8 protein-coding genes are annotated in these 13,783 nt (G+C 70.7%); 4 read left to right on the top strand and 4 right to left on the bottom strand.

Annotation, left to right across the window (positions count from 1 at the left end):
* Window positions 1–18: 18 nt before the first annotated feature.
* The gene (locus ACZ48Z_RS25315; RefSeq protein WP_468738151.1) at window positions 19–4,377 is read right to left on the bottom strand and encodes a molybdopterin-dependent oxidoreductase; all 4,359 of its coding nucleotides are present in this window, start codon (window positions 4,375–4,377) and stop codon (window positions 19–21) included.
* Between the two features lie 179 nt (window positions 4,378–4,556).
* On the opposite strand from ACZ48Z_RS25315, the gene ACZ48Z_RS25310 reads away from it, so the two are divergent.
* The gene (locus tag ACZ48Z_RS25310) at window positions 4,557–5,003 is read left to right on the top strand and encodes a Fur family transcriptional regulator (RefSeq protein ID WP_468738150.1); all 447 of its coding nucleotides are present in this window, start codon (window positions 4,557–4,559) and stop codon (window positions 5,001–5,003) included.
* A 24-nt stretch (window positions 5,004–5,027) separates the two neighbouring features.
* A complete protein-coding gene (katG, locus tag ACZ48Z_RS25305) occupies window positions 5,028–7,241 on the top strand; it encodes a catalase/peroxidase HPI (RefSeq protein WP_468738149.1) in 2,214 nt (737 codons plus the stop codon).
* Between the two features lie 54 nt (window positions 7,242–7,295).
* Here katG and ACZ48Z_RS25300 read toward each other — a convergent pair whose 3' ends face one another.
* From ACZ48Z_RS25300 to ACZ48Z_RS25290, 3 genes are all read right to left on the bottom strand, one after another.
* Window positions 7,296–8,471 carry a pyridoxal phosphate-dependent aminotransferase gene (locus ACZ48Z_RS25300; protein WP_468738148.1) on the bottom strand — a complete coding sequence of 392 codons (1,176 nt, stop codon included), beginning with the start codon at window positions 8,469–8,471 and terminating at the stop codon, window positions 7,296–7,298.
* Window positions 8,472–8,490: 19 nt separating this feature from the next.
* Window positions 8,491–9,813, bottom strand: coding sequence for a class I SAM-dependent RNA methyltransferase (locus ACZ48Z_RS25295; RefSeq protein WP_468738147.1), 1,323 nt, complete (start codon window positions 9,811–9,813; stop codon window positions 8,491–8,493).
* Window positions 9,814–9,892: 79 nt separating this feature from the next.
* The gene (locus ACZ48Z_RS25290; RefSeq protein ID WP_468738146.1) at window positions 9,893–11,941 is read right to left on the bottom strand and encodes an APC family permease; all 2,049 of its coding nucleotides are present in this window, start codon (window positions 11,939–11,941) and stop codon (window positions 9,893–9,895) included.
* 406 nt (window positions 11,942–12,347) lie between these two features.
* Here ACZ48Z_RS25290 and ACZ48Z_RS25285 point away from each other — a divergent pair, with 406 nt between their 5' ends.
* Together ACZ48Z_RS25285 and ACZ48Z_RS25280 are read left to right on the top strand one after the other, a co-directional pair.
* Window positions 12,348–13,019 carry a potassium channel family protein gene (locus ACZ48Z_RS25285; RefSeq protein WP_328751083.1) on the top strand — a complete coding sequence of 224 codons (672 nt, stop codon included), beginning with the start codon at window positions 12,348–12,350 and terminating at the stop codon, window positions 13,017–13,019.
* On the top strand, window positions 13,019–13,696 hold the full coding sequence (locus tag ACZ48Z_RS25280; protein ID WP_468738145.1) for a potassium channel family protein: 678 nt from the start codon (window positions 13,019–13,021) through the stop codon (window positions 13,694–13,696). The genes ACZ48Z_RS25285 and ACZ48Z_RS25280 overlap by 1 nt, the downstream gene beginning before the upstream one ends.
* Window positions 13,697–13,783: the final 87 nt, after the last annotated feature.

Here is a 13,783-nt window from a genome sequence, read left to right as displayed (position 1 = left end):
CCCCGCCCACGGGTTCGGTCAGTAGATGTCACGCACATAGCGCTTCTCGGCGGCGAGTTGCTTCACGTAGGCCGCCGCGCCCGCCCGGTCGAGGCCGCCGTGCAGGACCGCGATGTCCCTGAGCGCCTCGTCGACGTCCTTCGCCATGCGGGAGGCGTCGCCGCACACGTAGAAGTGGGCGCCGTCCTGGAGCCACGACCACACCAGCGGCCCGTGTTCCCGCATCCGGTCCTGGACGTAGACCTTGGCGCGCTGGTCGCGGGAGAAGGCGGTGTCCAGGCGGGAGAGCGTGCCGTCGGCGAGGAAGCCGGTCAGTTCGTCCTCGTAGTAGAAGTCGGTCGCCCTGTGCTGTTCGCCGAAGAACAGCCAGTTCGGGCCGCGGTGGCCGAGGGCGCGGCGCTGCTCCAGGAAACCGACGAAGGGCGCGACGCCGGTGCCGGGGCCGACCATGACCATGGGTGTGGCGGAGTCGGCCGGCGGCCGGAAGTGCGGGGAGCGCTGCACGTGGACCGGCACCGGGGTGTCCGCGGCGGCATCGGCGAGGAAGGGCGAGCAGACTCCCTGCCTGGGCCTGCCGTGCAGGTTCTCGTAGCGCACGACGGAGACGGTGAGGGAGACCAGGTGGGGGTCGGTCAGCGGGCTGGACGATATGGAGTACAGCCGCGGCTGGAGGCGTCCGAGCGTCTTCGCCCAGTCCTGCGGGCCGGCCGTCACGCCGTACTCCGTGATGACGTCCACGGCCTGCCGGCCCCAGGCCCACTTGGCCAGCTCGTCCTTGTTGTCCGGGCGCAGGAGCTTCTTCAACTCCCTTGGGTCACGGGTGCGTTCGGCGACGAACCGGAGCAGTCCCGGGGTGATTCCGGTGAGGTCGAGGTGGCGCAGGAACGCCTCGGCGACGGGGATCTCGCCGACGCCGTTCACGTCGACCACGGCCCCGGCGTCCAGGCCGGTGACCGCCAGCCACTCCTCCACCAGGTCCGCGGAGTTGAGCGGCCGGATGCCGAGGGCGTCGCCCGCCTCGTACAGGAGCGGGGTCCCGCTGTCCCGGGTGTCGAAGGTGAACCTGCGGACCTCCTTGCCGGCGCCCGGCAGGCTCAGCAGGCGGTTGCCGGTGAGGCGGGCGAGGACGGAGGCCGGTTTCCTCGCACGGGGCGGCACCGCGACGGGGGCCGCCCGGATCACGGTGGGGGCCGGGGCCGCCGGGAGCGGGGCCGGGGCCGCCGGGAGCGGGGTCGCGGCGTCGGCGGCCGGGGTGCCGGACAGCGCCGTCAGGACCTCGTCCAGCCATCCGTGTGCCGCGTCCTCGAAGTCCGGCTCACAGTCGGTGCGCGGCGCCAGCCGCAGCGCGCCCAGCTCGTCGAGCCGCTGGTCGAGACGGCGGCCGTGCCCGCAGAAGTCGCCGTAGGACGAGTCACCGAAGGCCAGCACCGCGTACCGCCGTCCCTCCAGGCGGGGGGTGCCGGGGTCGGCCAGGGTGTCCCAGAAGCCGCTGCCGTTGTCGGGGGCGTCGCCGTCGCCGAAGGTGCTGGTGATCAGCAGCAGGTCGGCGCCGGGCGGCAGCGTGCCGAGGTCGGCCTGGTCCATGCCGACCAGGGATGCGCTGTGACCGACGGTGGTGAGCCGATCCGCGGTGGCGGCGGCGAACTCCTCGGCGTTGCCGGTCTGCGAGGCCCACAGGATGACGACCTCACGGTGCCGGACACCGCCCGGGGACTGCGTGACCTGGAGGTGTGCAGCCGGGGCTTGTGTGGCCGGCGCCTGTATGGGCGCCGCCCGTGAGTACATCCCGGCGAGTGTGCCGTTCACCCACAGGGCGTGTTCGGGGCTGAAGGGCGCGTCGGGCGGCAGCACCGGCACACCCGGGGCGCCCGCGGGTATGCCCGCGAGGAAGCCGACCAGGTACTGGCGCTCCTGGGCGGTGAGGACGGGCGGCCCCGCGGGAGCGAGGCCGAAGACACTCGCTGCGCCCGCGGCGGCGGGGACACCTTCAAGCTCAGCAGACGCCGAGGCGGGCACGGCCCCCACGGCATCCCCATCCGCATCCGCACCGAAGCCCGCACCCGCACCCGCACCCGCACCCGCACCAGCCACCACCCCGCCGGAGGCACCGGCACCGACCACCCCGTCACCCGAGCCCGCGGTCACTCCACCCGGCGTACCCACCGCCCCCACCGCAGGCGTCCGGACCGTCACCGGCGTCGGCACCTTGGTCAGCGACACCGCGCACACCTTGAACTCCGGCTGGAACGACAGCGGATCCACCGCGTCGCTCGTCACCGCGTTGACGCTCAGGTACTCCCCGAAGAGGTCGTTCCAGTGGAAGGGCGCGAAGCAGCAGCCCGGCCGCACCCGATCCGTCACTACCGCGGGCAGCACGGCCCGCCCACGCCGGGACGCCACCTCCACGGAGTCCCCCTCCGCGATCCCCAACAGGTCGGCGTCCCGCGGATGCAGTTCCACGAAGGGCCCCGGGTTCAGCTTGTTGAGCTTCGCGACCTTCGCCGTCTTCGTCAGCGTGTGCCACTGGTGCTGGAGCCGCCCGGTGTTCAGGACGAACGGGTAGTCGTCGTCCGGCATCTCGGCCGGCGGTATGTGCGGCCTGGCGTAGAAGACGCCGCGCCCGCTCGCGGTGGGGAACCGCAGCGCGCCGTCCTCCCCCACGTACCGGATCGGGTTCCGGTCGGGCCCGTCCGCGCTCGCGGCCGGCCACTGCACCGGCGTCGCGCGGAGCCGATCGTAGGAGACTCCGCGCAGGTCCCAGCCCGTCTTCGGGTTCCGGGCCTGCTTGATCTCCTCGAAGACGTCCTCGGCGCTGTCGTAGGAGAACCCCTTCTCGTACCCCATCTCGCACGCGACGGCGGCGATGATCCGCCAGTCCGGCATCGCCTCTCCGGGCGGATCGGTCACCGCCTGGGTCAGCGTGAGGTTGCGCTCGCTGTTGACGAAGACGCCCTCGCCCTCCGTCCACAGCGCGCCGGGCAGCACGACGTCGGCGTACGCGTTGGTCTCGGTGTCGGCGAAGACGTCCTGGGTGACGACGAACTCGGCGGCCTCCAGGCCCTCGATGACGGTGCGGCGGTTGGCGACGGAGGCGACCGGGTTGGTGCAGACGATCCAGCACGCCTTGATCTCGCCGTCGGCCATCTTCTGGAACATCTCGACGGTGCCCTTACCGACGCCGTCGGCGCGCAGGGTGTCCGGCGGCAGCTCCCACAGCTCCTCCACGAAGGCCCGCTCGTCGTCGACGAGGACGGACCGCTGGCCGGGCAGGCCCGGGCCCATGTAGCCCATCTCGCGGCCGCCCATGGCGTTGGGCTGGCCGGTGAGGGAGAAGGGGCCGCTGCCGGGGCGGCAGATGGCGCCGGTGGCGAGGTGCAGGTTGACCAGGGCGTTGGTGTTCCAGGTGCCGTGCGTGGACTGGTTGAGCCCCATGGTCCACAGGCTCATCCACTCACCGGCTGATCCGATGAGCCGCGCCGCCTCCCGGATGTCGTCCTCGGCGAGGCCCGTCATCTCGGCCACGGCCGCGGGCGTGTAGTCGGCAAGGAACTCGGGCATCGCCTCCCAGCCCTCGGTGTGGGCGGCGATGAACTCGGGGTCGATGCGGCCGTCCGCGTGCAGCAGGTGCAGCAGCCCGTTCAGCAGCGCGAGGTCGGCGCCCGGCTTGATCTGCAGGAACAGGTCGGCCTTCGCGGCGGTGGCGGTGCGCCGCGGGTCCACGACGATCACCTTGGCACCCGCCGACTTCACCCGCTCCATCATCCGCAGGAAGAGGACGGGGTGGCAGTCGGCCATGTTGGAGCCGATGACGAAGAAGAGGTCGGCCTTGTCGAAGTCCTGGTAGGAGCCGGGCGGACCGTCCGCGCCGAGCGAGAGCTTGTAGCCGGTGCCGGCGCTCGCCATGCACAGCCGGGAGTTCGACTCGATCTGGTTGGTGCGCACGAACCCCTTGGCGAGCTTGTTCGCCAGGTACTGGGCTTCGAGGCTCATCTGCCCGGAGACGTAGAAGGCGACCGCGTCGGGCCCGTGCTCGTCGATGATCGCGCGCAGCCGCCGGGCCGTCCCGGTGATCGCCGCGGCGACGGGCTCCGGCACCGGTTCCTCGCCGCGCTCGGGCCGCACCAGGGCGGTCGCGAGGCGCCCGGGCGCGGAGAGCATGTCGGCGGTGGTCGCGCCCTTGGTGCACAGCTTTCCGAAGTTGGCGGGGTGCTCCTTGTCACCGGACGCCTTGAGGACCGTACGGCGCCCGTCCGGGCCCATGCCGATGTCGAGGACCATGCCGCAGCCCACACCGCAGTACGAGCACACCGTCCGCACCACCGGCACGCCTCCTGTACCTCGACAGTTCGATCTCCGTCGACGGTACGAACTGCCCATTACGCGGATGTCTCCCAAGCCGTTCATCAGGAGTTACACCGCCCGCACACGGAACAGGAGACGGTTGTGAGCGTATCCGGACCCCGCGATCGCCCGGATCCGCCCCGATCCGACGCGACACAAATCTGGAACAGTTCCATTTCTTGAACCATTCGTGTTTGTGGGGGTAGGTTGGGCGCATGACCGCCCCCCAGCCTCCGAACACCGCGGACGAGCTGCGCGGTGCCGGCCTGCGGGTGACGGCCGCGCGCGTCGCACTGCTCGAGACCGTCCGGGCCGGTGACCACCTCCCGGCCGACGCGATCGCCACGGGAGTGCGCGACCGTCTCGGCCACATATCCCTCCAGGCCGTGTACGAGGCCCTGCACTCGCTCACCGCGGCGCGTCTCGTGCGCCGCATCGAGCCGCCGGGCAGCCCGGCCCGGTTCGAGGGGCGGGTCGGTGACAACCACCATCACCTGGTCTGCCGCTCGTGCGGGGCCGTCGTCGACGTCGACTGTGCCGTCGGTCACGCACCCTGTCTCACAGCTTCGGACGACCGCGGCTTCTCGATCGACGAGGCCGAGGTCATCTACTGGGGCCTGTGCACCGCCTGCACCCCCCAAGCCCTTACGTCAGCACCCTGATCCACCCCGTTCGGAAGGACCCTCATGTCTGAGAACCCCGACGCAATCGTCACCGACGCCAAGACCGACGGCACCGGTGGCTGCCCGGTCGCGCACACGCGCGCCGCGCACCCCACCCAGGGCGGCGGCAACCGCCAGTGGTGGCCCGAGCGCCTGAACCTGAAGATCCTGGCCAAGGACCCGGTCGTCGCGAACCCGCTCGGTGAGTCCTTCGACTACGCCCAGGCGTTCCAGAACCTCGACCTGGCGGCCGTGAAGCAGGACATCGCCGAGGTGCTGACCACCTCGCAGGACTGGTGGCCCGCGGACTTCGGCAACTACGGCCCGCTGATGATCCGGATGGCCTGGCACAGCGCCGGCACCTACCGCATCAGCGACGGCCGCGGCGGTGGCGGCCGTGGCCAGCAGCGCTTCGCGCCCCTGAACAGCTGGCCCGACAACGGCAACCTGGACAAGGCCCGCCGTCTGCTGTGGCCGGTCAAGAAGAAGTACGGCCAGTCCATCTCCTGGGCCGACCTCATGATCCTCACGGGCAACGTGGCCCTGGAGACGATGGGCTTCGAGACCTTCGGCTTCGCCGGCGGCCGTGCCGACGTCTGGGAGGCCGACGAGGACGTGTACTGGGGTCCCGAGACCACCTGGCTCGACGACCAGCGCTACACCGGCGACCGTGAGCTGGAGAACCCGCTCGGTGCCGTGCAGATGGGTCTCATCTACGTCAACCCGGAGGGCCCCAACGGCAACCCGGACCCGCTGGCCGCGGCCCGCGACATCCGTGAGACGTTCCGCCGCATGGCGATGAACGACGAGGAGACCGTCGCCCTCATCGCCGGCGGTCACACCTTCGGAAAGACCCACGGCGCCGGCCCGGCCGACGCGGTCGGCAACGACCCCGAGGCCGCCTCGATCGAGGACCAGGGCCTGGGCTGGAAGTCCACCTACGGCACCGGCAAGGGCGGCGACGCCATCACCTCCGGTCTCGAGGTCACCTGGACCACCAAGCCCACCCAGTGGAGCAACGACTTCTTCGACATCCTCTTCGGCTACGAGTGGGAGCTCACCCAGAGCCCCGCCGGCGCCAACCAGTGGGTGGCCAAGGACGCGCAGGCGATCATCCCCGACGCCCACAGCGACTCCAAGAAGCTGCCCACGATGCTCACCACCGACCTCTCGCTGCGTTTCGACCCGATCTACGGCGAGATCTCGAAGCGCTTCCACGAGAACCCGGCCGAGTTCGCGGACGCCTTCGCCCGCGCCTGGTACAAGCTGACCCACCGTGACCTGGGCCCGAAGTCCCTGTACCTCGGCCCGGAGGTCCCGGCGGAAACCCTGCTGTGGCAGGACCCGCTGCCGCAGGCGGAGGGCGAGACCATCGACGCCGCCGACGTCACGGCCCTCAAGGCCAAGCTCCTCGACTCGGGCCTGACGGTCTCGCAGCTCGTCTCCACCGCGTGGGCGTCGGCCTCGACGTTCCGCGGCAGCGACAAGCGCGGCGGTGCCAACGGCGCCCGTATCCGCCTGGAGCCCCAGCGCGGCTGGGAGGTCAACAACCCCGACGAGCTCGCCCAGGTCCTGCGGGTCCTGGAGGGCGTCCAGTCGGAGTTCAACTCCGGTGCCAAGAAGGTCTCCCTGGCCGACCTGATCGTCCTCGGCGGCGCCGCCGCGGTCGAGAAGGCCGCCCGGGACGCGGGCCACAACGTGGAGGTCCCCTTCACCCCGGGCCGCGTGGACGCCACCGAGGAGCACACCGACCCGGAGTCGTTCGCCGCGCTGGAGCCGGTCGCGGACGGGTTCCGCAACTACCTGGGCAAGGGCAACCGCCTGCCGGCCGAGTACCTGCTGCTCGATCGCGCCAACCTGCTCACCCTGAGCGCGCCCGAGCTGACCGTCCTCGTCGGCGGTCTGCGTGTCCTCGGCGCCAACCAGGGCGGCTCGGCGCACGGCGTCTTCACCGCCACCCCGGGCACCCTGACGAACGACTTCTTCGTCAACCTGCTCGACCTGGGCACGGAGTGGAAGTCGACCTCCGAGGACCAGACCACCTTCGAGGGCCGTGACGCGGAGACGGGCAAGCTGAAGTGGACCGGCACCCGTGCCGACCTGGTCTTCGGCTCCAACTCCGAGCTGCGCGCCCTCGCGGAGGTCTACGCGAGCGACGACGCCAAGGAGAAGTTCGTGAAGGACTTCGTCGACGCGTGGGTCAAGGTCTCGAACCTCGACCGCTTCGACCTGGTCTGATGAACCACTGATGTCCCGGTCGGCCCGCACGGGCCGACCGGGACATCGGCGTTTCTACGACAGCGTGGCGACGAACTTCCCGAGCCGCGCGATCCCCTCGCGCAGTTCGTCGGCCGAGGCGGCGTAGGACAGCCGTACATGCGTCTCGGCGGTGGCCACCCCGAAGTCCCGGCCCGGGGTGAGCGCGACCTGCGCCTCCGTCAGCGCCCGCCCGCAGAACTCCCACGAGGTGAGCCCGGTGCCGCTGACGTCGAAGTAGACGTAGAACGCCCCGTCGGGCGGCACGGGCACCGGCAGTCCGATCTGTGACAGCCCGTCGAGCACGAGCGCCCGCCGCCGTCCGAACTCGGCCCGCCGCTCCTCGCACACGGCGAGCGACTCGGGCGTGAAGCACGCGAGCGCCGCGTGCTGGGCGGGGGTGGAGGCGCAGATCATGTAGTTCTGGGCCAGCCGCTCCAGCGCGGGCACCAGCGCCTCGGGCACGACACACCAGCCCAGCCGCCAGCCGGTCATCCCGAAGTACTTCGAGAAGCTGTTGATGACGACGGCTTCCTCGTCGTACGACAGCACACTGCGCGGCGGCCGCCCGTGCTCGTCGTGGTCGCCGAGGTCGAGGTAGATCTCGTCGACGATCCGCCAGGCGTCCCGCTCCCGGGCGAGGCCGCAGATCGCCGCGAGCTCGTCGGCCGGCACCGAGGTGCCGGTCGGATTCGACGGACTGGCGACCATGATCCCGCGGGTGCGGTCCTTCCAGTACGACCCCACGGAACCGGCGTCCAACTGGTACCGGGACGCGGCCGACGTGGGCACGAGCGTGACCCGCGCGCCGAAGCTCTCGGCGATCTGCCGGTTGCAGGGGTAGGACGGGTCGGCGATGAGCACCTCGTCGCCCGGATCCACGAGGGCGGCGGCGCCCAGCACCAGCGCGGCCGAGGCCCCGGCGGTCACGACGACCCGGCCGGGATCGATGTCGACGCCGTGCTGTTCGCCGTAGAACCGCGTGATCGCCTGCCGCAGCCCGGGCAGGCCGAGGGCCCCGGTGTAGCTCATCGGCCGGCTGCCCACGACGTCCCGCATCGCGTCCAGCACGGCCGGCGGCGCCCCGAAGTCCGGTTCCCCGAGACTGAGTTTGACGACGTGCCGCCCCTCGGCCTCCAGCGCCGCGGCCCGCTTGCCGAACTCCATGGCGTAGAACGGCGCGACGGACTGGGCCCGTTGCGAGATCCTCATGCGGCCGGCCTCCCGGGGGTCACTTGGTCGAGGGCTCCAGAATCGCCACGCACTCCATGTGGTGGGTCATCGGGAAGAGGTCGAACACCCTGAGCGTCCGCACCCGGTACCCGCCGTCCCGGAAGTACCCGAGGTCCCGCGCCAGCGCGGCCGGATCGCAGGCGACGTAGGCGATCTTCCGCGCCTTCAGCGACGCCATGTGCTCGACCGTCTTGCGGCCGGCGCCCGCCCGGGGCGGGTCCAGGACGATCAGGTCGACCTCGGTGATGCCGGTGCGCGGCAGGACGGACTCCACCTTGCCCTGCTCGATGCGGACACGGTCGAAGGCGGCGAGGTTGTGCCGGGCGTCCTCGACCGCGCGCTTGCCGGACTCGATGCCGAGCACCGCGCCCTGGTCGCCGATGCGGTCGGCGAGGGCGCCCGCGAAGAGGCCGACGCCGCAGTACAGGTCGAGCGCCATGTCGCCCTTGCGGGGCAGCAGGCCCTGCATGACCGCCTTCACCAGGGTGTCGGCGGCCTGCGGGTGGACCTGCCAGAAGCCGCCGCTGCCCACCCGGTGGGTGCGGCCGTCGGCCCGCTCGCGCACGAAGGCGCGGCCGTGGACGCGGTGGATGCCGCCGTCGTGCTCCTCGACGCGCATGACGGAGACGGGCTTGTCGAGTTCGACGAGGGGAAGGCGGGCGCCGGGGCGGGGTTCCAGGATGACCATGCGGTCCTGCGAACCTGTGGCGGCGATCGCCTCCACCGAGGCCATTCCGGACCAGTCGCGCTCCTCGATGCCCAGCTCGCTCACTCCCTGCGCGGCGATCATGCAGTGCTCGATCGGCTCGACGTCGTGCGAGCGGTGGCGGCGCAGGCCGGCGTTGCCGTCGGCGTCCACCGCGTACTGCACGCGTGTGCGCCACTGCGGCACCTCGCCTGCGGGCAGCTTGTCGCCCTCGGCCGGCATCACGGTGCCGTCCCAGCCGGCCTCCTCGGGGGTGAGGCCCGCGAGCCGCTGCAGCTGCTCGGCGACGACCTCGCCCTTCAGGCGCCGCTGTGCGCCCGGCTTGGCGTGCTGCCAGTCGCAGCCGCCGCAGCGGCCGGGACCGGCGTAGGGGCAGGGCGCCTCGATCCGGTCCTTGGAGGGCTCCAGGATCTCCACAGCGTCCGCACGCAGGAAGCGCGCGCCCTCCTCGCCCTCGGTGACGCGGGCCACGATCCGCTCACCGGGCAGCGTGTGCCGGACGAACAGCACCTGGCCGTCGACCGTACGGGCGATGCAGTGCCCGCCGTGGGCGACCGGCCCCACCTCGACCTCGTAGTCGACCCCCACCAGTGATTTCTTCGGTTCTGCCTGCATGGCGGGGTGACTCCACAACGTCAAAGGGGGAAAAGGGCCGGGCTCGGAAGGAGACCGGCCGGGACGACAGCCAACCAGTCTACTTCGGCGTCGACTGCTCCTTCGCCCTGTGCACGGCCGGACCGCGCCGCACCGCACCCGGCGCGTTCCAGTCCTGCCGCCTGCGGGCCCGGTTCCGAGCCGCCTCCGAGGACTGGAGCTGGTAGGGCACCGAGGTCACCATGACGCCCGGCGTGAACAGCAGGCGGCCCTTGAGCCGGAGCGCGCTCTGGTTGTGCAGCAGGTGCTCGTACCAGTGGCCGACCACGTACTCGGGGATGATCACGGACACCACGTCACGCGGCGACTCCTTCCGAAGCCCCTTCACGTAGTCGATGATCGGCCGCGTGATCTCGCGGTACGGCGAGTCCAGCACCTTCAGCGGCACGGTGATCCCGCGCCCTTCCCACTCCTCGCGCAGCGCCTTGGTCTCTGCCGGGTCCACGTTGACGCTGAGCGCCTCCAGGCTGTCGGAGCGCATCAGCTTGGCGTAGGCGAGGGCCCGCAGCGCCGGGCGGTGGATCTTGGAGATCAGCACGACGGAGTGGACCCGGGACGGCCGCAGACTGTCGTCGCTCGGGCCCTCGGGGGCGGCGATCTCCTCGGCGACCCGGTCGTAGTGCTTACGGATCGCCGTCATCGTCGCGTAGAAGATGCACATGCCGAGCAGCGCCACCCAGGCGCCGTGCGTGAACTTGGTGACGAGGACGACGACCAGGACGAGCCCGGTGAAGAAGGCGCCGAAGGCGTTGATCGCGCGGGAGCGGATCATGTGGCTGCGCTTGGCGGCGTCCTTCTCGGCGGCCAGGTGACGGTTCCAGTGCCGGACCATGCCGGTCTGGCTCAGCGTGAAGGACACGAACACGCCGACGATGTAGAGCTGGATCAGCCGGGTCGAGTCGGCGCCGTAGATCCACACCAGGAGCCCGGCCGCACCGGCCAGCAGCACGATGCCGTTGGAGAAGGCGAGGCGGTCGCCGCGGGTGTGCAGCTGGCGCGGCAGGTAGCGGTCCTGGGCGAGGATCGAGCCGAGCAGCGGGAAGCCGTTGTAGGCGGTGTTCGCGGCGAGGAACAGCACCAGAGCGGTGGCCGCGGCCAGCACGATGAACAGGAAGCTGCCCTTGCCGAAGACGGCCTCGGCGACCTGGGAGATCACCGGGTTCTGTACATAGCCGGAGCCGATCGCGACGCCGTTGTGGATCAGGTCGGCGGCCGGGTTCTCCGCCATGCGGACCTTGGTCACCATGGCCAGCGCGATGATCCCGCAGAACATGGTGACGGCCAGCAGCCCCATCATCGCGAGCGTGGTCGCCGCGTTCTTCGACTTGGGCTTGCGGAAGGCCGGTACGCCGTTGGAGATGGCCTCGACGCCGGTGAGCGCGGCACAGCCGGAGGAGAAGGCACGCAGCAGCAGGAAGACAAGGGCGAATCCGGCCAGGCCCTGGTGCTCGGCCTTGATGTGATAGTCCGCCGTGGGTGCCCGCATGGTGTCGCCCAGCACCAGACCGCGGAACGCACCCCACGCGATCATGATGAACACGCCCGTGACGAAGACGTACGTCGGAATCGCGAACAGCGAGCCGGACTCCTTCATGCCGCGCAGGTTCATCAGGGTGAGCAGAACGATCACGGCGATCGCGCACAGCACCTTGTGCTGGACGACGAAGGGCACCGCCGAGCCGAGGTTCTCGATGCCGGAGGCGATGGAGACGGCGACCGTGAGGACGTAGTCGACGAGCAGGGCGCTGGCGACGGTGAGGCCCGCCTTGGGGCCGAGGTTGGTGTTGGCCACCTCGTAGTCGCCGCCGCCGCTCGGGTACGCGTGCACGTTCTGCCGGTAGGAGGCGACCACCGTGAACATCAGCACGACGACCGCCACGGCGATCCAGGGGCTGAAGTGGTACGCCGACACACCCGCGATGGACAGGACCAGCAGCACCTCGCCCGGCGCGTACGCCACGGAGGACAGCGGGTCGGAGGCGAACACGGGGAGGGCGATGCGCTTCGGCAGGAGCGTTTCCCCCAGCCGGTCACTGCGCAGGGCGCGCCCGATCAGGATGCGTTTGGGCACGTCGGTCAGTTTGGACACAACAGTGAAGCGTAAGCGTTCGAACGGGCGCCCAACCACCCGGCACCCCGCATCTGCTCTCCATCTGCTCTCCGGGTGAAATCGGTGGCCGTCCCGGCTACGGATTCCGCAGGTGACCGGGTCCGCATGTCTATATGACAAGACCCCACCCTCGTAGCTCCCTCGAAGCCCCGACCCGGAGGATCCATGCACACGTCCGCAGAGCTGATCGGCGCCGCGGCAACCCTCGTCGGCCTCGGAATCCTGACCCTCGCGAGCGTCCGCAGCATCAGTCGGCGCTGACCGGGGCCGGGACACGGCAACCGTGCACGGGGGTGCCGTCGTCCTACCGCGCGTGTGTAGCTTGGGCCTCGGTCTGAGACCCTGATGTGGCTGAGCAGTAACTATTGACACCGGAAGGACGGTCGTGCACATCGTCATCATGGGCTGCGGGAGAGTGGGTTCCGCTCTCGCCCAGACCCTGGAGCAACAGGGGCACACGGTCGCCGTGATCGACCAGGACCCCACCGCCTTCCGACGACTGGGCTCCGGTTTCGGTGGTCGTCGTGTCAACGGAGTCGGCTTCGACCAGGACACCCTGCGTGAGGCGGGCATCGAGGAGGCCGGCGCCTTCGCCGCGGTCTCCAGCGGCGACAACTCCAACATCATCGCCGCGCGCGTGGCCCGCGAGATGTTCGGCATCGAGAACGTCGCGGCGCGGATCTACGACCCCCGGCGCGCCGAGGTCTACCAGCGCCTGGGCATCCCCACGGTGGCCACGGTCCGCTGGACGGCGGACCAGATGCTGCGCCGTCTGCTGCCGTCCGGCGCGGAGCCGCTGTGGCGTGATCCCACCGGTGGCGTCCAACTGGCCGAGGTGCACGCCTCGACCGCCTGGGTCGGCCACAAGATCAGCAGGATGCAGGAGGAGACGGGCGTCCGCGTGGCGTTCCTGACCCGCCTCGGCGAGGCGATCCTGCCCACCTCGCAGACGGTGCTCCAGGAGGGTGACCTGGTGCACGTGATGATGCGTACGGACGACATCGAGAAGGTCGAGGCGTCCTTCGCCGAGGGCCCCGAAGAAGAGGGCGGTCACTGATGAGGGTCGCCATTGCCGGAGCCGGTGCGGTCGGCCGCTCGATCGCGGGCGAACTGCTGGAGAACGGCCACGAGGTCCTTCTCATCGACAAGGCGCCGACCGCCATCTCGGTCGAGCGGGTCCCCCAGGCGGAGTGGCTGCTCGCGGACGCCTGTGAGATCACCTCGCTGGACGAGGCCGCGCTCCAGCGCTGCAACGTGGTGATCGCCGCGACCGGCGACGACAAGGTCAACCTGGTCGTCTCCCTGCTGGCGAAGACGGAGTACGGCGTCCCGCGCGTCGTCGCACGCGTCAACAACCCGAAGAACGAGTGGCTGTTCAACGAGTCCTGGGGCGTGGACGTCGCCGTGTCGACCCCGCGCCTGATGTCGGCCCTGGTCGAGGAGGCGGTGAGCGTCGGCGACCTGGTCCGCCTGCTCCGCTTCAGCCACGGCGACGCGAACCTCGTCGAACTCACCCTCCCGGAGGAGTCGGCCCTGGCCGGCACCCAGGTCGGCGATGTGGAGTGGCCGGAGGACACCTCCCTGGTCACCATCATCCGCGGCACCCGCGTCCTCACCCCGACCCGGGAGGACTCCCTGGAGGCCGGCGACGAACTGCTGTTCGTGGCGGCCCAGGCCCGCGAGGAACAGCTGGAGGACCTGCTGTCGGTGCGCCGGGAGGACACGGCGAACTGAGGTCTTCGAGGGTTACGACGGCGAAGGGCGCCCCGCGTGTGCGGGGGGGCCCTCCCCTTCCTCACTGAGACAAACGAAACGGCCACG

It is taken from the genome of Streptomyces sp. NPDC031225, from assembly GCF_055570355.1.
Note: the sequence above shows the minus strand (reverse complement) of the source record. Positions and strands in the feature narration are given on the sequence as shown.